19 protein-coding genes and 1 tRNA gene are annotated in these 23677 nt (G+C 75.5%); 7 read left to right on the top strand and 13 right to left on the bottom strand.

Annotated elements, in window-relative coordinates; translation table 11 throughout:
• Positions 1-114: 114 nt before the first annotated feature.
• The 5 genes from K6U79_00110 to K6U79_00130 all read right to left on the bottom strand — a co-directional run bounded on the left by K6U79_00110 (position 115) and on the right by K6U79_00130 (position 4848).
• Positions 115-209: transfer RNA gene (locus K6U79_00110), tRNA-Sec, on the bottom strand.
• Positions 210-283: 74 nt separating this feature from the next.
• Complete coding sequence (locus K6U79_00115; protein ID MCL6520768.1) at positions 284-1231, bottom strand: peptidyl-prolyl cis-trans isomerase; 948 nt, start codon at positions 1229-1231, stop codon at positions 284-286.
• A 150-nt stretch (positions 1232-1381) separates the two neighbouring features.
• Positions 1382-1621, bottom strand: a complete 240-nt coding sequence (locus K6U79_00120; protein MCL6520769.1) for an acyl carrier protein — start codon at positions 1619-1621, stop codon at positions 1382-1384.
• A 113-nt stretch (positions 1622-1734) separates the two neighbouring features.
• Positions 1735-2436, bottom strand: a complete 702-nt coding sequence (locus K6U79_00125; protein MCL6520770.1) for a metal-dependent hydrolase — start codon at positions 2434-2436, stop codon at positions 1735-1737.
• 18 nt (positions 2437-2454) lie between these two features.
• Positions 2455-4848 carry a DNA polymerase IV gene (locus K6U79_00130; GenBank protein ID MCL6520771.1) on the bottom strand — a complete coding sequence of 798 codons (2394 nt, stop codon included), beginning with the start codon at positions 4846-4848 and terminating at the stop codon, positions 2455-2457.
• Positions 4849-4958: 110 nt separating this feature from the next.
• Between K6U79_00130 and K6U79_00135 the strand changes: the two genes are divergently transcribed.
• Complete coding sequence (locus K6U79_00135) at positions 4959-5912, top strand: aldo/keto reductase family protein (protein MCL6520772.1); 954 nt, start codon at positions 4959-4961, stop codon at positions 5910-5912.
• Positions 5913-5976: 64 nt separating this feature from the next.
• Here K6U79_00135 and K6U79_00140 read toward each other — a convergent pair whose 3' ends face one another.
• Together K6U79_00140 and typA are read right to left on the bottom strand one after the other, a co-directional pair.
• The gene (locus tag K6U79_00140) at positions 5977-6315 is read right to left on the bottom strand and encodes a hypothetical protein (protein MCL6520773.1); all 339 of its coding nucleotides are present in this window, start codon (positions 6313-6315) and stop codon (positions 5977-5979) included.
• Positions 6316-6393: 78 nt separating this feature from the next.
• Complete coding sequence (gene typA / locus K6U79_00145) at positions 6394-8271, bottom strand: translational GTPase TypA (GenBank protein ID MCL6520774.1); 1878 nt, start codon at positions 8269-8271, stop codon at positions 6394-6396.
• 257 nt (positions 8272-8528) lie between these two features.
• On the opposite strand from typA, the gene K6U79_00150 reads away from it, so the two are divergent.
• Entirely contained in the window at positions 8529-10109 is a 1581-nt protein-coding gene (locus K6U79_00150) for a DEAD/DEAH box helicase (protein MCL6520775.1), read from the top strand.
• On the opposite strand, the gene K6U79_00155 is transcribed toward K6U79_00150, so the two are convergent.
• Entirely contained in the window at positions 10078-10464 is a 387-nt protein-coding gene (locus tag K6U79_00155; protein ID MCL6520776.1) for an NfeD family protein, read from the bottom strand. The genes K6U79_00150 and K6U79_00155 overlap by 32 nt on opposite strands.
• 86 nt (positions 10465-10550) lie before the next feature.
• Here K6U79_00155 and K6U79_00160 point away from each other — a divergent pair, with 86 nt between their 5' ends.
• Complete coding sequence (locus K6U79_00160) at positions 10551-12356, top strand: hypothetical protein (protein ID MCL6520777.1); 1806 nt, start codon at positions 10551-10553, stop codon at positions 12354-12356.
• Here the strand turns inward: K6U79_00160 and K6U79_00165 are convergent.
• On the bottom strand, positions 12350-12889 hold the full coding sequence (locus tag K6U79_00165) for a hypothetical protein (GenBank protein MCL6520778.1): 540 nt from the start codon (positions 12887-12889) through the stop codon (positions 12350-12352). The two genes, K6U79_00160 and K6U79_00165, sit on opposite strands and share 7 nt — an antisense overlap.
• Positions 12890-13056: 167 nt before the next feature.
• Between K6U79_00165 and K6U79_00170 the strand changes: the two genes are divergently transcribed.
• Positions 13057-14550, top strand: coding sequence for a rhomboid family intramembrane serine protease (locus tag K6U79_00170; GenBank protein ID MCL6520779.1), 1494 nt, complete (start codon positions 13057-13059; stop codon positions 14548-14550).
• Between the two features lie 45 nt (positions 14551-14595).
• On the opposite strand, the gene K6U79_00175 is transcribed toward K6U79_00170, so the two are convergent.
• A complete protein-coding gene (locus tag K6U79_00175) occupies positions 14596-15591 on the bottom strand; it encodes a patatin-like phospholipase family protein (GenBank protein ID MCL6520780.1) in 996 nt (331 codons plus the stop codon).
• Positions 15592-15654: 63 nt separating this feature from the next.
• On the opposite strand from K6U79_00175, the gene K6U79_00180 reads away from it, so the two are divergent.
• Positions 15655-16359 carry a YigZ family protein gene (locus tag K6U79_00180; protein MCL6520781.1) on the top strand — a complete coding sequence of 235 codons (705 nt, stop codon included), beginning with the start codon at positions 15655-15657 and terminating at the stop codon, positions 16357-16359.
• On the opposite strand, the gene K6U79_00185 is transcribed toward K6U79_00180, so the two are convergent.
• Positions 16338-17267 (bottom strand): ketopantoate reductase family protein, encoded by a 930-nt coding sequence (locus K6U79_00185; GenBank protein ID MCL6520782.1) that lies wholly within the window; start codon positions 17265-17267, stop codon positions 16338-16340. The two genes, K6U79_00180 and K6U79_00185, sit on opposite strands and share 22 nt — an antisense overlap.
• On the opposite strand from K6U79_00185, the gene K6U79_00190 reads away from it, so the two are divergent.
• Positions 17254-18465 carry an aldo/keto reductase gene (locus tag K6U79_00190; GenBank protein MCL6520783.1) on the top strand — a complete coding sequence of 404 codons (1212 nt, stop codon included), beginning with the start codon at positions 17254-17256 and terminating at the stop codon, positions 18463-18465. The genes K6U79_00185 and K6U79_00190 overlap by 14 nt on opposite strands.
• Positions 18466-18514: 49 nt before the next feature.
• Here K6U79_00190 and K6U79_00195 read toward each other — a convergent pair whose 3' ends face one another.
• On the bottom strand, positions 18515-21175 hold the full coding sequence (locus K6U79_00195) for a cation-translocating P-type ATPase (protein ID MCL6520784.1): 2661 nt from the start codon (positions 21173-21175) through the stop codon (positions 18515-18517).
• 212 nt (positions 21176-21387) lie between these two features.
• Here K6U79_00195 and K6U79_00200 point away from each other — a divergent pair, with 212 nt between their 5' ends.
• The gene (locus K6U79_00200) at positions 21388-21834 is read left to right on the top strand and encodes a heavy metal-responsive transcriptional regulator (protein ID MCL6520785.1); all 447 of its coding nucleotides are present in this window, start codon (positions 21388-21390) and stop codon (positions 21832-21834) included.
• A 40-nt stretch (positions 21835-21874) separates the two neighbouring features.
• Here the strand turns inward: K6U79_00200 and merA are convergent, their stop codons facing one another.
• Positions 21875-23629 carry a mercury(II) reductase gene (gene merA, locus K6U79_00205; protein MCL6520786.1) on the bottom strand — a complete coding sequence of 585 codons (1755 nt, stop codon included), beginning with the start codon at positions 23627-23629 and terminating at the stop codon, positions 21875-21877.
• Positions 23630-23677: the final 48 nt, after the last annotated feature.

Genomic DNA, 23677 nt, shown 5'->3' on the forward strand with positions numbered 1-23677 from the left:
CGGCCCGTTCACCTCCGCCCGCCTAGCCTCTCCCCCGGCGGGCGGGAGCTTGCGGGCGGGGCGGCCGTCCCGGCCGCCCCGCGCAAACGTCCCCTGGGCTCCAAGGCCCCAAACTGGCGGGAGCATGTGGGAATCGAACCCACCCGGGACAGCCCGTGCCCCACGACGGTTTTGAAGACCGCGAGCGACACCAGTCGCCAGCTGCTCCCGCCAGAACTCTAGGGTCGGCTTCCCCGCCTGTCAAACCGCCGCCGACGCCGCACCCGGCCGGAAGTCCGCCGGTTCAGGCTCCGGAGTAGCGGTTCGTCACCTTGGCCTTCTGGCGCAGCTGATCGAGCCAGGCGGGCAGCTTCTGCTGGATCGCCTGGTCCAGCAGGATGCGGTGGATCCGGTCCTTCACGTCCTCGTACTTCGCCGGGACGGCCGGCCGGATCGCCTCTGCCTGGACGATCTCCCAGCCGGACTGCGTCTGGACCGGCTCGGAGATCTCGCCCGGCTTGAGGGCGAAGAGCGCCGACTCCAGCGCGGGGTCGAGCGTGCCGGAGGTGACGAAGCCCAGCTCGCCGCCCTTGTCGCGGGTGGCCGCGTCCAGCGACTGGCTCTTGGCCAGCCGGCTCCAGCTGGCGCCGTCCAGCAGCTGCTGGCGCACCTGGGCCGCCTCCTGCTGGGTGGCCACCACGATGTGGCGCGTCTGGACCTGCTCCGGCTGGTCGAACTGGGCGTGGTTCTGCTGGAAGTAGTCGCGCATCTGCTGGTCGGTGATCTTCACGTCGCCGCCCAGCAGCTTCTCCAGCTCCAGGTTGATGCGGATGTTCCGCCGCAGCACGTCCTCCGTCAGGCCCGCCTGCGCCAGCGCCTGCTGGTAGGCCTGGTCGCTGGCGAACTGCTTCCGCGTCTGGGCGAGCTGGTCGTCCACCTCCCGGGTGGTCACCCGGATGCCCTTTCGCTGGGCTTCCTGGTCGATCAGCCGCTCCGAGATGATCTGGTCGACGGCGCTGGCCAACTGCTGCGTGCCGCCGGGTTGCGCCGCCAGCGTCTGGAGCAGCTCGGCCTGGCTGATGGGCTGCCCGTTGACGCTGCCCACCGCCTCCGCCGCCTGGGCGGCGTGCAGCCGCCAGGCCCAGCCTCCGGCCAGGAGGGCCACCAGCAGCAGGCCCACCGTGCTCCACAGGAAGGGGTCCCGCCAGCGCACCGCCTGGCTCTTCGCGGGATTCTCCGGAGCCTCCAGCAACCGCTCTCCCCCCAACGTCCCCGGCTGGTGCCGGTCCGATCCACCCCCAGCGTAACAGGCAAGGCCCCGGTCACCTACCGGGGCCTCCCTCCAGTCCGCTCCCTCCGCCGCGCCGCCGGCCTGCCGCCGCTCCCGCAGCCGGCTCCCCCGCTACTCCTGGTGGGCCTTGATGTACTCCACCGCGTCGCGCACCGTGGAGATCTTCTCGGCGTCCTCGTCCGGGATCTCCAGTCCGAAGGCCTCCTCGAAGGCCATGATCAGTTCCACGGTGTCGAGCGAGTCGGCCCCCAGGTCCTCCACGAAGGAGGCGTCCGGCGTCACCTTCTCCTCGTCCACCCCGAGATTTTCCACGATGATTTCTTTTAGCTTGTCGAAGATCTCCTGATCCATCCCGCGCCCTCCTCGGATCGGTGGTCGGGTCCTTGTCGGCGGTCTCCCGCGGCACCCGCCCGGCCGGCCCGGGCGCCGCGACGTATTGACAATACGCGGCGCCCCCGCCCAACTCAAGCCTTCCAGGTCTCGCCCGGGCCGAGCACGTGGACGCGCAGGCCCGGCACCCGCCCCGCGGCCTCCAGGAAGGCCTCGGCCGTGCCGGTCAACGCCGGGAAGGTTCCGTAGTGGATGGGGATCACGTCCTCCAGGCCCAGCCAGGCGGCCGCCACCGCTGCATCCTCGGGCCCCATGGTGTAGAGGTCGCCGATGGGAAGCAGTCCGATCCGCGGGCGCAGCCGCTCGCCGATCAGGCGCATCTCGGAGAAGAGCGCCGTGTCGCCGGCGTGCAGGAGCCGGCGGCCGTCCTCCAGCGTCACCACGAAGCCGGCCGCCGCGCCGCCGGCCACGATGCGCCCGTCGGCGTCGCTGATGCCGCCCGAGTGCTCGGCCGGGATCATGGTGACGCGCAGGCCCGCCACCTCCACGGTGCCGCCCTTGTTCATCCCCACGGCCGTCTGGAGACCCTGCGCGCCCAGGTAGGTGGCCACCTCGTGGATGGCCACCACCGGGGCGCCGCTCTCGCGCCCCAGCCGCAGCGCGTCACCCAGGTGGTCGAAGTGCCCGTGGGTGACCAGTACCGCGTCCGCCTCGCGCCAGCCCCGGTAGCTCTCCGGGCAGGCCGGGTTCCCCTCCAGCCAGGGATCGATGAGCAGCCGACGGCCGCCGGGCGTGCGGACCAGCACGGCCGCGTGGCCCAGCCAGGTGATCTCCAGCTCTGCCATGGCCAACGCTCACCCCTCCTCTCGCCGCTGCCGCTTCATACGACGGGGGGGAGGCGATTCCTCCGCCGCGCCCCAGCGCACGGCCTGCGGGCCGAAGCGCGCCCGCAGCGCGTCCACCGTCCGCCAGAGCCGCTCCGGGCCGCCGCCCTGCCCGGTAAGGGAGAGCTGCTCGGCGCGCGGCCGCTCCAGCCCGGACACCTGGATGCCCAGCAGGCGGACCGGCTCTCCCGCCCAGGCGCGCTCCAGGAGGAAGCAGGCTTCCCGGTAGATGCGGTCGTCACCGGCCACCGGCTGCGGCAGCGTGCGGCTGCGGCTGCGCGTCCGGTAGTCGCCGGTGCGCAGCTTCAACGTCACCGTCCGCCCGGCCAACCCGTGCGCGCGCAGGCGCGAGCCGACGGCCTGGCTGAGGAGCGCCAGGCGGCGGAGGAGCTCCTCGCGCCGGCGCAGGTCGCGGGGGTAGGTCTCCTCCTCGCCCATGGACCTGGCCTCGCCGCGCGGCGCCACGGGCCGGTCGTCCTCGCCGAAGGCGAAGCGGCGCACCTCCTCGCCGCGGCGGCCGAACCGCCCGAGGAACCAGGCGGCGGGCCGGGAGCGCAGGTCGGCCACCGTGCGGACGCCCTCCCGTTCCAGGGCGGCGGCGGTGCGGGGACCGATGCCCCAGAGGCGTCCCACCGGCAGCGGCGCCAGAAAGGCGGCCACCTCCTCCGGGGCCACCACGCGCAGGCCGTCGGGCTTGGCCAGGTCGGAGGCGATCTTGGCCACCAGCTTGTTGGGGGCGACGCCGACGGAGACCGCCAGGCCGACCTCGCGCCGCACCTGCGCGCGCAGCTCCGCGGCCAGCCGCTCCGCCTCCGCCGCCGGCACCTCCAGGAAGGCCTCGTCCAGGCTGAGCGGCTCGACGACGGGGCTGAAGCGGCGGAAGACGGCGAACATGCGCTCGGAGACCTCCCGGTAGCGCTCGTGCCGCCCCGGCAGAAAGACCGCCTGCGGGCAGAGCCGGCGCGCGGTCGCCATGGGCATGGCGGAGCGGACGCCGAAGCGGCGCGCCTCGTAGGAGCAGGTGGCCACCACGCCGTGCGGTCCCAGGCCGCCCACCACCACCGGCTTGCCGGCCAGCTCCGGCCGGTCCAGCACCTCCACGGCGGCGAAGAAGGCGTCGGCGTCGCAGTGGAGGACGGCGCGCGCGCCGCCCCCCGCCCCGGCGCCGTCCGGCGCGCTCACGGCCTTGCTTCCTCCTCCCGCTCCAGCGGAAGCCCGGCCAGCTCCCAGGCGAGGAGGCCTCCCGCCAGGTTGTAGGCCTCGAAGCCGCGGCCGCGCAGGAGCCGCACCGCGCGGGCGCTGCGCGGGCCGGTGAAGCAGGCCGCCACCAGCGGCCGCCCGCGCTCCAGCTCGCCCAGGCGGGCGGGCAGCTCGTCCAGCGGGATCAGGCGCGCCCCGGGGATGCGCATCTCGGCGAACTCCCACGGCTCGCGCACGTCCAGGAGCCCGGCCTCGCCCCGGCTCAGCCGGCGCCACGCCTCCTCCGGCTCCAGCTCCGGCACCGGTCCGGCCTCCTCCGGCGGCGCGTCGGCATCCCCGCCTCCCAGGCCGCAGAACGCCTCGTAGTCGACCAGCTCGCGGATGACCGGGTGGTCGCCGCAGGCGGGGCAGTCCGGGTTCCGCTCCCAGGCCAGCTCCTCGAAGTCGCCCGCCAGCGCGTCGTAGAGGAGGAGGCGCGAGACCAGCGGGCGGCCAGCGCCCAGCAGCAGCTTGATCGCCTCCACCGCCTCCAGGCTGCCCAGCACGCCCGTCACCGCCCCCATCACGCCGGCCTGGGCGCAGCTGGGCACGCTGCCGGGCGGCGGCGGCGAGGGGAAGAGGCAGCGGTAGCAGCCCCGCCCCGGCTGGAAGACCGTCACCTGCCCCTCCCAGCGGAGCGCGCTGGCGTCGACCCACGGCTTGCCGAGGAGGACGCAGGCGTCGCTGAGCAGGTAGCGGGTGGGGAAGTTGTCCGAGCCGTTGACCACCAGGTCGTAGCCGGCGAGCAGCTCCAGCGCGTTCTCGCGGCGGAGGGCGACCGGGTGGACGGTCACCTCCACGCCGGGGTTGAGCGCCTTGAGCCGCTCCCGGGCCGACTCCACCTTGGGCCGGCCCACGTCGGCGGTGGCGTGCAGGATCTGCCGGTGGAGGTTGGTGATCTCCACCCGGTCGCCGTCCACCAGCCCGATGCGCCCCACCCCGGCCGCCGCCAGGTAGAGCGCCGCCGGGGAGCCGAGCCCTCCCGCGCCCACCACCAGCACAGAGGCCTGGCGCAGGCGCTCCTGCCCCTCCCGGCCCACCTCGGGCAGGATGACCTGCCGGGCGTAGCGCCGCCCGTCGGAAGCAGGCGCGGCCGCGCCCACGCCTCCCACCCCCCGGCCCCATAGTAGCGGGCCCGGCCTTGGCAGGCGTACCGCGGCGAGGATACGTTGGGAGGACCGTCAGGGGCGGGGTGATCCTCCCGGCCGCCGCACGCCCCGGGGAAGGGAGAGCGATTGGAGTATCGCCACCTGGGCCGGAGCGGCCTGCGCGTCAGCGAGATCGGCCTCGGCTCCTGGCTCACCTACGGAGGAAGCACCGGCCGGCAGGAAGCCCTGGCCTGCATCCGGCGTGCGTACGAGCTGGGCGTCAACTTCTTCGACACCGCCGACGTCTACCAGGGTGGCGAGGCCGAACGCGTGCTCGGCGAGGCACTGCGCGGACTGCCGCGCTCCTCCTACGTCCTGGCCACCAAGGCCTTCTGGCCCGTGGGGGAGGGCCCCAACGACCGCGGACTCTCGCGCAAGCACCTCGTGGAGTCGCTGGAGGGCAGCCTGCGCCGCCTGGGCGTCGACTACGTCGACCTCTTCTACTGCCACCGCTTCGACCCGGAGACGCCGCTGGAGGAGACGCTGCGCGCCCTGGAGGACATGCAGCGCCAGGGCAAGGTGCTCTACGCCGGGGTGAGCGAGTGGAGCGCCCAGCAGATGGCCGAGGCGCTCCACATCCAGCGCAGCCGCGGCTGGGCGCCCATCGTCGCCGACCAGCCGCACTACAACCTGCTGGCGCCGGAGATCGAGGAGGAGATCCTCCCCTTCTGCGCCCGCGAGGGCGTCGGCGTGGTCGCCTACTCGCCGCTGGCCCAGGGGGTCCTGGCCGGCCGGTACCGCCCGGGCGAGCGGCCTCCCGCCGACAGCCGCGCGGGCCGGAGCGGCCCGGCAGGCTCCATGGCGCGCTACCTGGAGCCCGAGGCGCTGGAGCGGGCCGGGCGTCTGGCGCGCCTGGCCGCCGAGGCCGGCCTCAGCCCCGCCCGCTTCGCCCTGGCCTGGGTGCTGCGCCGGCCCGAGGTCTCCTCGGCGCTGGTGGGCGCCAGCCGGCTCGAGCAGGTGGAGGAGAACGTCTCGGCCTCCGGCCTCCGCCTGCCGGAGGAGCTCTGGGAGCAGGCCCGCAACCTCGCCGCCGGCTTCTGAGCGCGCGACCGCCGGCCGACCGGTGCGCGCGCCCCGGCTCGGCGGGAGGCCGGCGGGAGGTCGGTCAGCGGGCCTCCCCGTCCGCCGCCTCCCCGCCCGCCGGCGCCCCCTCCCGGGCAGCGCCCGCCTTGCCGGCGCGGTCGTAGGGGGAGTTGCCGTAGCGCGGCCGGCCTCCGCCGGTCGGCCCCGCGGGCCGGGCGGAGCCGGAGGGCGCCACGGTCGCCGCCGTCGCCTCCCAGGCCGCCTGCGCCACCTCGCCGCCGGCCGCACGCTCGCCGTAACCGGGGGTGGCCAGGTCCTCCCCGGCCTGCGCCCCCCCTTGCGCGCGGGCAGCGTCGCGAGGGCCGGGCCTCTCCCGGCCGGGGCGCTGCGCTCCGACAGGGGCGGCTTCCTTTTCCGTCATCCGGACCACCTCCGCGGGCCGTCGCCGGCCCGCGCGCTCTAGCCTGCCCGGGGCCGTCCCCGCCTATGGCGACCCCGCTCAGCCGCGCCGGCCCGCCTCGATACGGCTCACCCGGCCGGCGCGCAGGCGCGCCCTCTCCTCGCGGTCGAGGACGGCCTTGCGCAGGCGGATGGCGCGCGGGGTGACCTCCACCAGCTCGTCCTCGCGGATGAACTCCAGAGCCTCCTCCAGCGAGAGCTGGCGCGGCGGGGTGAGGCGCACGGCCACGTCGGCGGTGGAGGAGCGCATGTTCGTCAGGTGCTTGCTCTTGCAGACATTGATGTCCAGGTCGCCCTCGCGCGCGTTCTCGCCCACGATCTGGCCCTCGTAGACCTCCGTCCCGGGCCCCACGAAGAGCGTCCCCCGCTGCTCGGCGTTGGCCAGGGCATAGGCCGTGGTGACGCCCCGCTCCCAGGCCACCAGGCTGCCGCGGCTGCGCAGGGGGATCGGCCCCCGGTCGGGCCCGTAGCCGTAGAAGGTGTGGTAGGCGACGCCGTACCCGCGCGTCAGCGCCGCGAACTGGCTGTCGAAGCCGAGCAGGCCGCGGGAGGGGACGAGGAACTCCAGCCGGCTCCTCCCCTCGCCCGCCGGCGCCATCTGGCGGAGTTCACCGCGGCGGGCACCCAGCGCCTCCAGCACCGCCCCGGCCGCCTCGTCGGGCACGTCCGCCACCAGCAGCTCCAGGGGCTCCTCCCGGCGGCCGTCACGCTCGCGCCAGATCACCTCCGGGCGCGAGACGGCGAACTCGTAGCCTTCGCGCCGCATGGTCTCGATCAGGACGGAGAGGTGGAGCTCGCCCCGACCCGAGACGCGCCAGCGGTCGGGCTGGTCGCCCGGCTCCACCAGCAGGCCGACGTTCCGCTCCATCTCCCGTTCCAGCCGCTCGGCGAGGTGTCGCGAGGTGAGGAAGCTCCCCTCCCGGCCGGCGAAGGGGCTGGTGTTGACCATGAAGACCATGGTCATGGTCGGTTCGTCCACGCGAAGCGGAGGAAGCGGTCGCGGCTCCAGCGGATCGGTCACCGTCTCCCCCACCGTCACCCCCTCCAGCCCGGCGAGCGCCACGATCTCCCCCGCCTCGGCCAGCGGGCAACGCAGGCGGCGGAGGCTGCCGAACGTGAAGAGCGGCTGGACGCGCCCGATACGGGGCGGCGCCCCGTCGTCCCCCCGCAGCACGGCGACGCTCTGGCCGTCGGAGATGCGGCCGTTGGCGATCCGCCCGATGGCGAGGCGGCCCAGGTACTCGTCGCGGTCGAGGGTGGTGACCAGGATCTGGAGCGGCGCCTCGGGATCGCCCGCCGGCGGCGGCACGCTCTCCAGGATGGCGTCGAGAAGGGGGCGGAGGTCGCCCTCCGGCAGCTCCCCCCTCCCCTCTCCGCCGGCGCCCTGGCGGGGACGGGGCGGCCAGTCGGCGAAGGCGACACCCAGGCGTCCGGAAGCGTAGAGGACGGGAATCTCCAGCACCTCGTCGCCGGCGCCCAGGGCGATGAGCAGGTCCAGCACCTGGTCGACGGCACGCGCAGGCTCCGCCCCGGGCCGGTCGACCTTGTTGACCACCAGGATCAGCCCGAGGTGCGCCCGGAGCGCCTTCTCGACCACGAAGCGGGTCTGCGGCATCACCCCCTCCATCGCGTCGACCAGGAGGAGCGCCCCCTCCACCATGCCCAGGATCCGCTCCACCTCCCCGCCGAAGTCGGCGTGGCCCGGGGTGTCCACCAGGTTGATCTTGTGGCCGCGGTAGAAGACGGCCGTGTTCTTGGCCAGGATGGTGATGCCGCGCTCCCGCTCCAGCTCGTTGGAGTCGAGCACACGCTCCCCAGGCGCCTGGTTCTCGCGGAAGGCGCCGGTCTGGCGCAGGATGGCGTCCACCAGCGTCGTCTTGCCGTGGTCCACGTGGGCGATCAGCGCCACGTTGCGCAGCCGCTCGGCGGGCCACGGGCCGTGGGGCTCGTTCTCCGGATCCACCGTATCGGACCTCCCCGGGGCTTGGCGCCGGCGCCCTCCCCGCTGGCGGGCGGCGCCGGCAACTGCTAGTGTGAAAGCATACCGGTGCCGGGCCTCGCCGGGAGGAGGTCGGCATCGGCCTTCTTGGATGAGTAGGAGGTTTCGCCCCCGTGGCCATCCAGAGTTTCTCCGAGTTGAACCTGAAACCCGAGCTTTTGCAGGGCATCGTGGCGATGGGCTTCGAGACGCCGACGCCGATCCAGTCCGAGGCGCTGCCCATCGCGCTGGAGGGGCGGGACCTGATCGGCCAGGCGCAGACGGGTACGGGCAAGACGGCCGCCTACGGGATCCCCATCCTGCAGCGCCTGGAGCCTGACCGCCCGGTCCAGGCGCTCATCCTCTGCCCGACGCGCGAGCTGACCATCCAGGTGGCCGAGGAGCTGACGCGCATCGGCCGCTTCCTTCCGGCGCGGGCGCTCCCCGTCTACGGCGGGCAGGCCATCGAGCGGCAGATCCACGCGCTGCGGCAGGGGCCGCCCGTCGTGGTGGGCACGCCGGGGCGCCTCCTGGACCACCTGCGGCGGGGGACGCTCTCGCTGGACGGGATCCGCTTCCTGGTGCTGGACGAGGCGGACGAGATGCTGGACATGGGCTTCATCGACGACGTGGAGGCCATCCTGGCGGAGACGCCGTCGGAACGGCAGACCATGCTCTTCTCGGCGACGGTGCCGGAGGCGGTCGAGAGGCTGGCGCGGCGGTTCCTGCGCGATCCGGCGCGGGTGCGCGTGGCGGCGCCGACGCTGACGGTGCCCGCCGTCGAGCAGTACTGGGTGGAGGTGCGCGACCGGGAGAAGCTGGAGGCGCTCTGCCGCTTCCTGGACGTGGAGGACCCGGGCATGGCGCTGGTCTTCTGCCGCACCAAGCGCGGAGTGGACGAGCTGGCCGACCACCTGCAGGAGCGCGGCTACCTGGCCCAGGCGCTCCACGGCGACCTCAGCCAGCGCGAGCGGGACCGCGTCATGGCCCAGTTCCGCTCCGGCCAGGTGGAGATCCTGGTGGCCACGGACGTGGCCGCGCGCGGCCTCGACATCGAGGGCGTCGACTACGTCTTCAACTACGACATCCCCCAGGACCCGGAGGTCTACGTTCACCGCATCGGGCGGACCGCCCGCGCGGGGCGGAGCGGCGTGGCCATCACCTTCGTCACCCCGCGCGAGCGGAGTCTCCTCCGGCTGATCGAGCGGCTCACCCGCGCGCGCATCGAGCGGCGCGCCGTGCCGACGGTGGCCGAGGTGCGCGAGCGCCACTTCCGGGCGCTGGCCGACCGGGTGCTGGACGCCCTGGAGCCGCGCCAGGAAAACGGCGCTGAGGCGGCCGAGGGGGAAGAGCCGCGCGAGCCCGACCTGGCGCCCTACGCCCGCATCGCTCACGAGCTCCTGGAGCAGTACGAGAGCGAGCGGGTGGTCGCCCAGCTGCTCCGCATGCTGGACACGGGGGTGCGCGCCGGCTCGCTGGCCGACGAGGAGGCCGAGGAGGAGCCGGCCGCCTTCGGCGATACCGGCGCGGAGCCCGGCATGGTCCGGCTCTTCATCGACATCGGCCGCCGGGACCGCGTACGGCCGGGCGACATCGTCGGCGCCATCGCCGGCGAGTCGGGCATCCCGGGGAGCGTCATCGGCCGCATCGACATCTACGACCGCTTCACCTTCGTGGAGGTGCCGCAGGAGCACGCCGCCCGCGTCCTCCGGGCGATGCGCGACAACCAGATCCGGGGCAAGTCGGTCAACATCGAGCCGGCGCGCCGGGAGCGCTAGGCGGCGGGCCCGCGCCCGGCGCCCGGGGGCCGGCTCCCCTCCCCGCGGGCGCGTCGGGCTCGACCAGGAGGGAGAAGCCGGCGCGGCCGGTGACGCGCACCCGTTCGCCCGGGGCGAGGTTGCCGGCCGCCGTGCCGCGGGCGCTCCAGACCTCGCCCCCGGGTTCGAGGCGGACGAGGCCCGCCCGCCCGGGGCGGGGCGAGCGGAGGAGCCGGCCCGCCCGCGGGAGGTCGGCCTCCGCGCCCGGCGTGCCGCGCGGCGCGCCTCCCTGCGTGAGACGGCGCAGGCGGGCCTCGCCGCGGAGCGAGAGCCAGCCCAGGAGCGCCGCCGCCAGCAGGAGCAAGAAGCCCTCCATCCCGGCCACCGCCTACGGCCCCCTCCCGCCCCTGCCTCGCTTCGTCCCGCGCGGCGGCAGCTCCTCCCGCCGGGCCGGCGGGAGGGGTGCGCCGCGCGGAGGCGAAGAAGCCGTACATGAGCCTGCCCGGTACAAGCCTTCCGGCCCCGGCGCCGCGACCCCTGCCGCGCTCGCGCCTCCTCTGGCTGGCCCTTCCGGTCGCGCTCCTCCTGGCGCTCGCCGCCTGGTTCCTCTGGCCCCTGCCGCGCCTCTCCTGGGCGCCCGCGGGGGGCGCCGTGCTGGTGGAGGGCAGCGAGCGTGCAGAGGTGCAACCCTGGGTGGCGGGGAGCGGGGCGGAGGCGAGCGTCTTCCTCCCCCTCGCCTGGGTGCGGAGCCGGCTCGACCCCCACATCGTCTGGGACTCGGCCGCGGGCCAGGTGATCGTCACCCGTCCGCAGGCGGTCTACCGGCTGCCGCTGCGCTTCCCCGTCGTCCTGCACGACGGCCAACCGTGGATGGAGCTGGATCTCCTCCGCCGCCTCTACGGCGCATCCCTGGCCTGGGTGCCGCAGAGCCGCACGGTGGTGGCGGATCCGGACGGCGCCGCCTACGCCGCCGGGCAGGTGCGCGGCTCGGGCGCGGTTCCGCTGCGGGCGCGACCGGCTTGGCGCAGCGGCAGTTACGCCAGCCTGGCGCCGGCCACTCCGCTGCTGGTGCTGCGGCAGTCCTCGCTCTGGCTTGAGGTGCGCGACCCCCAGGGCCGCCTGGGCTGGCTGCCCATCTGGCGCGTCCGCCTCGGCGGCGGCCGCGTCGCCCGGGCCGGTCAGCCGGCGGGGCTGGAGAGCCCGGCCGCGGCGGGAGGGAGCGGCGCGCCGCCCGCGCTGCCCGCCTGGGCCCCGCACCCGCCCGGGACGGCCGCCGGCGCCGCGGCCGGGCCGGTCATCCCGCCGGGAGAGCGGCTCAACCTGGCCTTCGCCATGGTGACGCAGAAGGATCTGCCCGCCCTGCCCCCGGCGGCGCCGCCCGGCGTCAACGTCCTGGCGCCCACCTGGTTCGAGCTGGCCGACGCCGGCGGCGACGTGGCCAACCTGGGCTCGGTGGTGGTGGTCAACGCCGCCCACCGGGCCGGCCTGCAGGTCTGGGCGGTGGTGACCAACAGTTTCGACCCGCTGCGGACCCACGCCTTCCTGGTCAGCGCGGCGGCACGGCAGCGCTTCGTCGCCGCCCTCCTCGACCTGGCGGCGCTCTACGGGCTGGACGGGATCAACCTGGACTTCGAGAACGTGCAGGCGGCCGACGGCCCGCTCTACACCCAGCTGGTGCGCGAGCTGGTGCCTCCGGCCCACGCCCGGCGGCTGACCGTCAGCGTGGACGTGGCGGTGGTGGGCGGCTCCTCCAGCTGGTCGGCCTTCTTCCAGCACGCCGAGCTGGCGGCCAGCGCCGACTTCCTGGTACTGATGGCCTACGACCAGTACTGGAGCGGCTCGCCGGTGGCCGGGCCGGTGGCGGCGGTCGACTGGACGGAGACGCAGCTGCGGCAGGCGCTGCAGAAGGTGCCGGCCGAGCGGCTGCTGCTGGGCGTCCCCTTCTACACCCGCGTCTGGACGGAGAGCCCGACGGCGGGCGGAGGCTCCAAGCTCACCTCGACGGCCGTCTCCACCGCCCAGGGCTGGAGGCTGGCGGCAGAACACGGCGTGCAGCCCGTCTACGACCCGCGCACCGGGGAGTACGTGGCCCGCTACCGGCAGGGGGCGGCGCAGGTCAGCCTCTGGCTGGACGGGCCGCGCACGTGGCAGGCGCGCGTCGACCTGGTCCGCCGCTACCGGCTGGCCGGCGTGGCCAGCTGGCAGATGGGCTTCGCCACGGGCGACCTCTGGAGCGCGCTCCAGGGCATTCAGCAGCCGCCTTACTGAGCGCGCGGGGACGACCCTGACCCGCCGTCCGGGGCGGCCGGGGAGCGCGGCGCCCCGGGGAGGAAGACGTGGATCCAGCCCTCCTCCTCGCGGCAGCGGAGCCCTGGAAGCCGCTCCCGGCCGCCGCCCAGGCGGACTCCTTCCGGCCCGTAGAGGGCGCCGCAGCCGGGGCAGCGGAAGAGCGATTCCTCCTGGCGCCACTGGACGAATCGTCGGTCGACGGGACAGACGCCCTCCAACGCCCGGGGAGGGCCGCCGGGTTCCGGGCGCAGCACGTAGACCGCCCGTCCCTCGGCCACCCGCAGGCGCGGCTCCGCCGTCACCGCCGCCGAGGGTAGGAGCCGCTCCCAGCGCCCGCCAGCCAGCGCCTCCGCCAGCTCCAGCGGCCGCTCCATCTCGCCGCCTGCTCCCGCCTGGCGGGTGAAGTTCTCCACCGTCTGGGCGAGCGAGGCCAGCAGGATGCGGAAGAAGTCCTTGCGGCCGGTGCGGCGCTGCAAAAGGTCGTCCGGCTCCCCTTCCCGCCGCTCCTCCACCCCCGCGACCCCCCGCGCTTCCGACCCGGCCGGCGCCCGCCGATCGTCGGCGGGGAGCCGGTGCGGCCGTCCGTCTCCCGCATTCTACCGCCGCGCGGCGGCGCCGGGGGTCGCTCGGCGGGGCCGCGCGGCGGAGGTGGTAGAGTTCTCGCCGAGGGGGTAGAGGGGTGGAGGAGGGCGCGGACCCGGCCCGTCTCTATCTGGAGAGCGCCGGCGAACGGCTGATCGTGGAGGAGGGTTTCGAGTGGGCGCAGGGCGTGCCGCCGCTCCTGGCCGAGCTGGCCGACCGCGTCCTCATCCGCGAGCGCTGGGGACGGCTGGAGCTGCTGGCCCTTCTGCCCCCGCCGGTGGCGGCCGGGGCGGAGCGGCTGGAGGAGGCGCTCGGCGAGCTGGCCGCCTGGGCGCAGGGGCTGCACGAATGGTCGGGGCGGCCCGTCGAGGCTGCCGCCGTCGCCGTAGCGGGGGACGGGCTGCCGGTCGCCCAGGCGCCCGGCACCCTCGCGGCGGGAGGGGGGACGAGCCTCCACCTGCTGGTCGTCGACCCGACCCGGGGCCGCCTCGAGGGACCCGCCCGCGCCGCCCGCCATCCGGCGCTCCGCCGCTTCGCCCCCATCGGGCCGGAGGAGCGCCGCCGCATCGAGAACGAGCCGCTCCCCCGCCGGCGCGGGCTGGGCCGCTGGCTGGCCATGCCGGGCAGCGCGGCCGATCCCTGGGCCACCACCCTCCTCCTGGGTGCCATCGGCCTGGTGGGGGTCCTGGAGGGCGCGCGCAGCGACCCCTTCTCCACCTCGCTCCTGGTCGACTGGGGCGCACGGCTGAACGCCTTCATCGTGCTGGGCGAGCTCTGGCGCCTCATGGCCTACGCCTGGCTGCACGGCAGCTGGCTGCACCTGCTGCTCAACGGCTTCGCCCTTCTCCAGATCGGGCCGCTGGCGGAGGGCGCCTACGGCCACGGGCGCATGCTGCTCATCTACCTGGCGGGCGCCGTGGTGGCCGGGCTGGCCGGCCTGGTCGGGCTGCCCGCCACCGGCCTGGCGGTGGGAGCCAGCGGCGCCATCATGGCGCTCCTGGGCGCCGTCCTGGTGGCGCTGGCCTCCAACCGGGGCGCCCTCCGCCAGCAGATGCTGGCTCCCATGGTGATCTGGATCCTGGTCATCCTGGGCTACGGGCTGGTGGTGCCCAACATCGACAACTGGGCCCACCTGGGCGGTCTCCTGGCGGGCGTCGTGCTGGGCCTGCTCATGGGGCGCCCGGGCGAGCGCCCCGCCGCCCTCGCCTGGCCGGCCATGGCGCTGGCCGGCCTGCTCGCCGCGGCGCCGTTCCTCCCGCTCCTCCTCCCCGCCTCGCTCCCGCCGCTGCGGGCGGCGGTCCGCGACTTGGTGCCCGTCTCCCAGCGGCCCGGCTACTACGACCTCCTCCTGCGCTACGGACGAGAGGCGCTGGATACGGGCGACCTGGCCGCCGCCCGGGAAGCGCTGGAGGCGGCCACCTGGTCCGAGCCCTCCAGCGCCGACGCCCACTTCCTCTACGCACAGGCGCTAGCCGCCTCGGGCCAGAACGCCGAGGCGCTCCTGCAGGCGGAGGCGGCCGCCCGGCTCACTCCCTCGGACCCGCGCATCGAGTCGCTCCTCCGGGAGCTCCGCCTGCGCACCGGCTCCTGAGCGGGTCGCCGCCGCCGGGCCGTCCTGCGCCCGGCGGTACCTCCCTCACCGGCCGCGGGCCTCGCGAAAGATCGCCTTCAGCGCCTCCAGCTGTCGCTCGGCCTCCCGGCGGCCGGCCTCCACCATGGCCGGCAGGCGCTCCATCTCGGTCAGGCCGGCGCGGGGCAGGAGCGGCCGCAGCACCAGGTCGGCGGTGGAGGCCAGCTGCCAGCGCGTCAGGTGACGTCCGGCCACCTCGGCGCTGCGTCCGAGGATGCGCGCGATGCCCCGCACCTCGCCGGGCGGCTCGGCGACGCTTCCCAGGTCGACGGCGACGACGCGCCGGGCTCCCAGTAGCCGCGCGGAGGGAGCGGGAACCGGCTCGCTGACGCCGCCGTCCACCAGCACCCGGCCGCCCAGGCGCTTGGGCGTGTAGATCCAGGGGATGGAGCTCGAGGCGCGCACCGCCGCCGCCACGTCGCTCGCCGCCACCAGCACGTGGCCCTCGCCAGCCGCGGCCGCCGCGCCCTCGAGCCGCCGGGCGCCGGCCAGCCAGCGGCTCCCGGTCAGCACCACGGTGGTTCCGGCCAGCAGGTCGCAGGCGACCACGGCCAGCCGCCGCGGCAGTTCCTCGAAGCGGGCCACGGGGAGGTTCTCGCGCAGCCAGGCCTCCAGGCGGAGTCCGGTGGCGAGACCGCTGGGCGCCGGTCGCACCCAGCGGCTGCGGACGCCCAGCGCCTCCAGGAGGACGCGCGAGCCCACGTAGGCCAGGTCCAGGGGGTTGCGGCTCAGGTCCAGGACTTCGGCCGCCTGGAGGCCGCCGATCCTCCGTTCCACCTCGCGGGCCTCCAGGCCGCCCGCCCAGAGCGCGCCCACCAGCGCACCCACGCTGGAGCCGGTGACCAGGTCGGGTTCCAGACCGTGCTCCTCCAGCACCTGGAGGACGCCGATGTGGGCACCCCCTCGGACCGAGCCCGACCCCAGGGCCAGCGCGACCCGCGGCGGCGGCAGCGGTCCGTCCTCGTCGGGCTCGGTCACACGCGGAAGCCTTCCGGCCGCCATGCCCGCTCCTCCTTCCCGTCCCCGCACGCCATCATGCTACACTCGCCGGCGGGGAGGGGCCGGATGGCCAGGGGCGTGCGAGACGAGGCGCCCCGCACGGGCGGGGCGGCGACGCGCCGGGTCGTGACCGGGGAAGCGAGCGGCGAGCTGGACGTGAAGCGCTCCCGCTTCGTCGCCCGGCTGGCGCCGGCCGTCACGCCGGCCGAGGCGCGCGGCTTCTGGCTCGAGCTCCGCCGCCGTCTGCCCGACGCGCGCCACCACGCCGTCGCCTGGCGGGTCGAGGAGGCGGGACGGCTCAGCGAGCACGCTTCCGACGACGGGGAGCCGGCGGGCACGGCCGGCCGACCCATCCTGGCGGCGCTCCGCCAGCACGGCCTGGAGCAGGCGGTGCTGGTGGTCAGCCGCCACTTCGGCGGCATCCTGCTGGGCGCGCCGGGGCTGGTCCGCGCCTACCGGCAGGCGGCGGAGCTGGCCATCGCCCGGGCGCCCCTGGTGCGCCTCGTCGCCCGCCCGGCCTGGGAGCTGGAGGTCTCCTACGCGCTCTGGGAGCCCCTGCAGGCGCTCGCCCGGCGCGCCGGGGCGACGCTGGAGTCGCCCCGCTACGGGGAGCGCGTCCGCTCCCTCCTCCTCCTGCCCCCGGTGGGGGGCGAGGCCCTGCTGGAACGGCTCCGCGAGATGGGCCCGCCGCCGCCCGCCTTGCGGCCGCTGGGGAGCCTCTGGCGACCCGAGCCTGGCGACGTCCCCCCTCAGCCGGTCAGCTCCGGGTAGCGGAGGCGAAGAAGCGCGGCCAGCGTCGAGAGCACCGGCGTGCCCAGGTCGTGGCGCTGCGCCCGCCGGACGACCGACTCCACCAGCTCGATCTCCAGCCGCCGGCCGGCGCGGAGGTCCGCCAGCATGGAGGTGGGCTGGTCGGCCATGGCGCGCGAGAGGGCGAGACCGTCGGGGACGACACTCTCGGCCAGGTGATAGCCCTCCGCCTCGGCCACCGCCGCCACCTCGCCCATGCCGGCCACGGCCACCGAGCGGGCGCCCGGCTCCTCCAGCACGGCCCCGATCTCGCGCTCCGCCAGGGCGGTGAGCGGGTTCCAGACCGCGTTCCAGACCAGCTTGGACCACTTGGCGGCCAGGATCTCGGCGCTGATGGTGAGGGGGATGCCGCCGCGGCCGAGCGCGGCCTGGAGCGCCGTCAGCCGCCCCTCCGCCAGCGCCTGGCGGGCGGCGGGCAGCCCCGGCGGCAGCCCCGCCGTCATGCGCATGGGCCCGCCCTGGCGTACCCGTCCGGGCCCCAGCTGCTGCGCCGGACCGTAGACCACGGCCGGGAAGACGCGCTCCGCCCCCAGCAGCCGGCCGAGCACCTCCTCGTTGTCGACGCCGTTCTGCGGCGAGAGGACCGGCGTCGCCGCCGGCAGCGCCTCCCGCCAGGCGCGCACGGCCTCCTCGGTGGCCCAGGACTTGACGGTCACCACCAGCCAGTCCGGCTCGGGAAGCCTGTCGCCGGGCTCGAGGAAGCGCGCCCGCACCTCCGTCTCCCCCTCGCTCCCCTCCACGACCAGCCGCCCCCCGTAGGCCGCCGCACGGCCGGGGCGGACCAGAAAGAGCACCTCCTCGCCGGCGCGCACGAGCGCCGCCGCCAGGCAGGCGCCGATGGCGCCCGCACCGAGGATGGCGACGCGCAAGTCGCCCACCTCCCGGAGGGGAGTTGGCGCGGAGGGGCGGTGCTTCCTCCCGCCGGACCGGGGCAGGACCGCCGGCCGCCCGGTTGGCCCCCCGGCGCGTCTTGGGGTAGGGTGGACCTGCCCGTCCGGGTTCGGGCGTCCCCGGCCACCGCCGGCGTCCGGGCGATCCGGCCAGTTCCTCCCAGGAGGCGAACCTGTCTTGTCCGCGGAAGTCGAACGCATTCGCATCCCCGGTCTCGACCGCGAGGTCTCGCGCATCGGCCTCGGCACCTGGGCCATGGGCGGCTGGATGTGGGGAGGCAGCGACGAGGCCGGCGCCGTCGCCTCCGTGGAGCGCGCCTTCGAGATGGGGATCAACCTGGTGGACACGGCCCCGGTCTACGGCTTCGGCCGCGCCGAGGAGATCGTGGGCCGTGCGCTGCGCCGCATCGGTCACCGGCAGGAGCTGGTGATCGCCACCAAGGTCGGCCTGGAGTGGAACGCCCGCGGGGAGATCCGCCGCAACTCGCGTCCGGAGCGGATCCGCCAGGAGGTGGAGGAGAGCCTCCGCCGCCTGGGCGTGGACGTGATCGACCTCTACCAGGTCCACTGGCCCGACCCCTCCACGCCCGTGGAGAGTACGGCCGAGACGTTGCTCCGCCTGCGCGAGGAGGGGAAGATCCGCGCTATCGGCGTCAGCAACTACAGCGTGGCGCAGATGGAGCGCTGGCGCCAGGCGGCGCCCCTGCACACGGCCCAGCCCCCGTACAACCTCTTCGAGCGCGAGGCCGAGCGGGAGATCCTCCCCTACTGCCGCGAGCACGGCGTGGCCACGCTCACCTACGGCGTGCTGGCGCGCGGGCTCCTGACCGGGAAGTTCACGGCCGGCACCACCTTCCCCGAGGGCGACCTGCGCCGCCAGGACCCGAAGTTCCAGGGCGAGCGCTTCCGCCACTACCTGGAGGCCGTCGATCGCCTGCGCCCGCTGGCCGAGCGGCACGGGCGCTCCCTGGCCCAGCTGGCCGCGCGCTGGGCGCTCCAGCAGCCCGGGGTCCAGGTCAGCCTCTGGGGCGTCCGGCGGCCGGCGCAGGTGGAGGAGGTGGCCGGCGTCTGGGGCTGGAGCCTGGACGCCGGCGAGCTGGCGGAGATCGAGCGGATCCTGGCGGAGAGCATCCCGGAGCCGGTGGGGCCGGAGTTCATGGCGCCCCCCGAGGCGTAGGCCGCCCGCCCGGCCCCCGTCGCGCGGGGCGGCCCGGGCGGCCCGGCGCCTAGGCCGTCCTGCGCAGCCGCTTCACCCCTTCCCACCAGAGGGTGGCAGCCGCCGCCGCCGCGCCCGCCACCAGGAGGCCGCGCGCCTCCAGCGGCGCGGTCCCCAGCGCCGGTCGCAGGGAGGGGACGTAGAGGCCGGCGGCCAGGAGCAGAAGTGTTCCCGCCGCCAGCACCCAGCGGCTCCGGCGACCGGCGGGATTCTCCCCGGCGGGTCCGGCGCCGTCGGACGGCCGCCCCAGCAGGCCGGCGAGAAGCGGACGCCGCTCCGAGCTCATGCTCAGGACCAGCAGCACGTTCCCCAGGAGGAGCGTCGCCAGCCCCATGGAGCGGGCCGTCGCCTCGCCCAGGCCCTGGCGGAGCGCCACCAGGTCGACCAGGAGCGTCGCCGCCAGCAGCGTACCGCCCAGGGCGAGCGCCTGGCCGAGCAGCCTCGCGTCCACCAGCGGGGCCTCCGGCGGGCGCGGCGGGCGGCGCATCAGGTCGGGCTCCTCGGGCGTCGTCTCGAAGACGATGGAGCAGGTGGGGTCGAGGATCAGCTCCAGGAGCGCGATGTGGATCGGCCAGAGAAAGAGCGGCAGGCCCAGCAGCGGGGCGAGGAGGGCCAGGCCGGCGATGGGCACGTGAATGGCCAGGATGTAGGCGACCGCCTTGCGGATGTTGTCGTAGATGTGGCGCCCCTGGCGAAGGGCGTTGGCGATGGTGACGAAGTTGTCGTCCAGCAGCACCATGTCGGCCGCGTCGCGGGCCACGTCGGTCCCCCGGCCGCCCATGGCGACGCCGATGTCGGCCTCCTTCAGGGCCGGGGCGTCGTTGACGCCGTCGCCGGTCATGGCCACCACGCGGCCCTGCCGCCGCCAGCTGCGCACCAGGCGCAACTTCTGCCCGGGGACGGTGCGCGCGAAGATGCGCACCCCCGCGCCCCGGCCCGTGGTCAGGAGCCGGTCCAGCTCCTCCTCCCCGAACCGGTCCAACTCCTCGCCCGTCACCGTGCCCGCGCCGCCGTCCAGCCCCACCTCGCGGGCGATGGCCTCCGCCGTGGCGGGATGGTCGCCAGTGATCATCACCACGTCGACGCCGGCTCCGCGGCAGAGCGCCACCGCCTCTCGGACGCCCTCCCGCGGCGGGTCGGCCAGCCCCAGCAGGCCCACCAGGCGGAGGCGGTGGTCCGCCAGGCGCTCGGGGTAGGGGGCCCGGAGGCCGGGGTCGCCCTCCTCCCCCCGCGCCACGGCCAGGACGCGCAGGCCGCGCGAGGCCAGCCCGCGCACCCGCTCCTCCGCCGCCTGCCGCTCCTCCGGCTCCAGCCGACAGAGGGGCAGGACGTTCTCGGGCGCTCCCTTGACCGCCAGCTCGCCCACACCCGAGGGATCCTCCCAGATGTGGCCCATCCAGCGCTCCTGGGGACGGAAGGGGTACTCGTGGACCAGGCGGCGCCCGGCGCGCACCGCCTCCGGCTCCAGGCCGCGCTCGCCGCTCCAGCGCCCGATGGCCAGGTCCATGGGGTCATACGGCTCCTCCTCGCAGGCCAGGACGGCGGTCCGGACCAGCTCCTCCCAGGCCTCGGGGCCGGCCTCCTCGCCCGCCCGCCCGGACGCCTCGCCCCTCCCGCCCGCCACGGCCGCCGGCGCCCAGGCGACGGCGTCGCGGACGCTCATCCGGTTCTCGGTCAGCGTGCCCGTCTTGTCCACGCAGAGCAGGCTGACGGCGCCCAGCGTCTCCACCGAGGGCAGCCGGCGGACCAGCGCCTTCTGCCGGGAGAGGCGCCAGGCCCCCAGGGAGAGAAAGACGGTCAGCACCACCGGGAACTCCTCGGGGATCATGGCCATGGCCAGGGAGATGCCGGCCAGGAGCGCCTCCGTCCAGGCCCTGCCCGAGCCGGCGCGAACCGCCTCCCAGGCCACCAGCCCCCCCACTGCCAGGCAGAGCACCGCGCCCACCAGGAAGAACTGCCGCACCAGCGAGCGGATCTGCCGCTGCAGCGGGGTGGGATGCTCCTCCACCGAGGCGATGAGGCGGCCGATCTCGCCCAGCCGGCTGCGCTCCCCCGTCGCCTCCACCTCGCCCCATCCCTGCCCCTGCAGGACGACCGTGCCGGCGTAGCAGGCGTCGCCCGCCGCCTTCCAGACCGGCTCCGACTCGCCGGTCAGCATGGACTCGTCCACGGAGAGGTCGGCGACGGAGGAGAGCCGGACGTCCGCCGGGATCCTCTCGCCCTCGGTGAGGGCCAGGAAGTCGCCCGGCACCACCTCGCGGGCCGGGATCCACTCCCAGCGGCCGTCGCGCAGGACGCGCGCGCGCGGCGCCGCCAGCTCCCGCAGCGAATCGAGCGCGCGCTCGGTCCGCCACTCCTGCACCACCGTGATGGCCACCACCGCCACCACGAAGGCCAGCATGGTCAGGCCCTCGCCCGTGTCGCCCAGAAAGAAGTAGACCGAGGCGGTGATGAGGAGCAGGAAGAACATGGGTTCGCGCAGCGCGTCGAGCAGCCGCCGCCAGCCGCTCTTCCTGCGCTCGCGGGCCACCTCGTTGGGGCCCCAGCGGCGCAGCCGCCGCGCCGCTTCGTCGCTGGCGAGCCCGGCCTGACCGGCGGGAAGGCCCTCCCTGCCCCCGGGCTCGGCCCTTCCCTCCGGCTGACTCCACGACTCTTGGCGGGACAGATCCAAGGCGCTCCCCCGATTCTCTGCAGTCTCGGCGAAAGGAAGCGTACACGAGGTACGCCGTCACCATTACCACGAGCGGCGGCGCGGAGCAACTCTTTTTGAAAGTGAATTTCGTTTCGCAGATTCGGCCGCCGCGGTAGGGTAGATTCGAGCGGCGGGGGCGGCCGCAGCCCATCCGGGGGAGCGGCCGCCCGTCAGGGGGTCTTGGGATGCGGATGCGCATCGGTCAGCTGGCGGCCCAGGCCCGACTTTCCGTGGACGGCCTGCGCTATTACGAGCAGCTCGGCCTGCTGGCGCCACGCGAGCGGAGTGAGGCCGGCTATCGCCTCTACGACGAGGAGGCGCTGGAGCGGCTTCGCTTCATCCGCCGCGCCCAGGAGCTGGGCCTCCGCCTGCAGGAGATCCGCGAGATCCTGGAGATCCGGGCCGGCGGACGCCCGCCCTGCCGCCACGTGCGCGACCTCCTGGCGCGGCGCCTGGGCGAGGTGGAGGCTCGCCTGGCCGAGCTGGAGCGGCTGCGCGACGGGCTCCGGAGCCGCCTCGAATGGGCGGAGGCGCACCCGGATCCGCGCTGCGACGAGCGCGAGGTCTGCGTCTACCTCGGCCCGCCGGCGCCCGCGGGGGGCGCGCCCGGGCGCGGCGGGCGGAAGCGCCTCCCCTAGCCGCGACCCGCCCCGGTCCGCCGGAAGCCGCCCGCCCGCCTCAGCCGGCGCAGCAGGAGAGGCGGCTCACTTCCTGGTCGAAGGCGAGGGCGGCCAAGCGGAGCCCCTCGCCCATGGTCAGGTAGGGCGCCAGGCTCTCGGCCAGGTCGGCCACCGTCAGACCGCCGCGGAGCGCCAGCGCCGCGGCGTAGATCACCTCGCCCGCCTCCTCGGCCAGCAGGTGGGCGCCCAGGAGGCGCCCGCCGGAGGCGTCGGCCACCAGCTTGTAAAGGCCGCGCGCGGCGCCGTTGACGCGCGCGCGCGCCAGCGCCTCCGCGGGCAGGACGGCGCTTCGCACCGGGTAGCCGGCCTCTCGGGCCCTGGCCTCGGTCAGGCCGACGCTGGCCACGGCGGGCCGCGTGAAGATGACCGAGGGGACCAGGCTCAGGTCCAGGTCGCGCGCGCCGAGCCCGAGGGCGTTCTCCGCCGCCAGCTTCCCCTCGTGGGCGGCCACGTAGACGTACTGCGGGCCGCCGGTGACGTCGCCGGCCGCGAAGACGGCCGGATTCGTGCTGCGCAGGCGGCCGTCCACGGCCACCCCGCCTCCCGGCGCCAGCGCCACGCCCGCGCGCTCCAGCGCCAGCGCCTCGGTGGCGGGGCGGCGGCCCGTGGCCACCAGCACTTCCTCCGCCTCCACGGCGCCGGGCTGGCCGGAGGCGTCGCGATAGCGGACGAGCCGCCCGGCGGCGGTGCGCTCGACGCGTTCGGGACGGACGCCGGCGAGGAGGCGGATCCCCTGCTCCTCCAGAAGTTGTCGCAACGCCTCGCCGATCTCGGGCTCATGGCGCGGGAGGAGACGCGGACCGCGCTGCATCAGCGTCACCTCGGCCCCCAGGCGGGCCAAGAACTGGCCCAGTTCCAGCGCCACGTAACCCGCGCCCAGCACCGCCACGCTCCGGGGCAGCCGGCCGAGGGCCAGGACCTCGCTGCTGGTGAGGTAGCCGGCCTCCTCCAGCCCCGGCAGCGGAGGCACGGCGGGTACGGCCCCGGTGGCCACCAGGAAGCGCTCCCCCTCCAGCACGCGCTCCCCTTCCGGGCCCCGGACCCGGACGCGGCCCCCGTCGAGGAAGGAAGCCTCGCCCTCCACCATCTCCCAGCCGTACTCCGCGATCAGGTCGGTGTACTTCTCCCGGCGCAGCCCCTCCACCAGCGCCTCCTTGCCGGCCATCAGCGCCGGCAGGTCGACGGCCTCGGCGCGCGTCCCGAGCCCCGGGTAGCCGCCCTGGCCGGCCAGATCGTGGATCTCGCTGGCGCGGAGGAGGTACTTGGAGGGGACGCAGCCCACGTTGACGCAGGTGCCGCCCACGGTGGCGCGCTCGACCATGGCCACGCGCGCGCCGGCCTGGCTGGCGCGGATGGCCGCCGCGAAGGCGGCGCTGCCCGAGCCCAGGATGACCAGGTCGTAGCGCCCGCCGCCGCCCGGCCCGCCCCCGCCCGGCTTTCCGTGCCCCCGCCGGTCCGTCGGCACCGGTTCGGCTTCCTCCAGCTCGACCAGCTCGCCCGCGCGGTAGCCGGCGGCGGCGACCGCCTCCCCCAGCCGCGCCGGATCGGGCCGGCCGGCGTACAAGAAGAGCGCCTCGCCGCGGCGGAAGTCGGCGCTCACCTCCTCGGCGCCTGCCGAGCGCAGCGCCTCGGCCACATGCCGCTCGCAACCGGTGCAGGTCATGCCGTCGACGCGCAGGCGGAAACGCCGCCGTTCCGCAGCGCTCCTGCCGTCCCCGGGCGCGTCGAGGCGGCCCTCTTCCCAGCCGTTCATGCGATCACGCCTCCCCGCTGTGGTACACTCGCATTCCACACCCTGGAG

This window comes from Bacillota bacterium, from assembly GCA_023511835.1.
GTDB lineage: Bacteria > Bacillota > Sulfobacillia > JAIMAT01 > JAIMAT01 > JAIMAT01.

Bases quoted from the DNA above. Each gene is read 5' to 3' on its own strand.
- K6U79_00120 (MCL6520769.1), bottom strand. From the start codon at position 1,621: ATGGATCAGGAGATCTTCGACAAGCTAAAAGAAATCATCGTGGAAAAT.
- K6U79_00130 (MCL6520771.1), bottom strand. From the start codon at position 4,848: ATGGGGCCGGGGGGTGGGAGGCGTGGGCGCGGCCGCGCCTGCTTCCGA.
- K6U79_00140 (MCL6520773.1), bottom strand. From the start codon at position 6,315: ATGACGGAAAAGGAAGCCGCCCCTGTCGGAGCGCAGCGCCCCGGCCGG.
- K6U79_00150 (MCL6520775.1), top strand. From the start codon at position 8,529: ATGGGCTTCGAGACGCCGACGCCGATCCAGTCCGAGGCGCTGCCCATC.
- K6U79_00155 (MCL6520776.1), bottom strand. From the start codon at position 10,464: ATGGAGGGCTTCTTGCTCCTGCTGGCGGCGGCGCTCCTGGGCTGGCTC.
- K6U79_00175 (MCL6520780.1), bottom strand. From the start codon at position 15,591: ATGGCGGCCGGAAGGCTTCCGCGTGTGACCGAGCCCGACGAGGACGGA.
- K6U79_00180 (MCL6520781.1), top strand. From the start codon at position 15,655: ATGGCCAGGGGCGTGCGAGACGAGGCGCCCCGCACGGGCGGGGCGGCG.
- K6U79_00190 (MCL6520783.1), top strand. From the start codon at position 17,254: ATGGCGACGCGCAAGTCGCCCACCTCCCGGAGGGGAGTTGGCGCGGAG.
- K6U79_00200 (MCL6520785.1), top strand. From the start codon at position 21,388: ATGCGCATCGGTCAGCTGGCGGCCCAGGCCCGACTTTCCGTGGACGGC.
- merA (MCL6520786.1), bottom strand. From the start codon at position 23,629: ATGAACGGCTGGGAAGAGGGCCGCCTCGACGCGCCCGGGGACGGCAGG.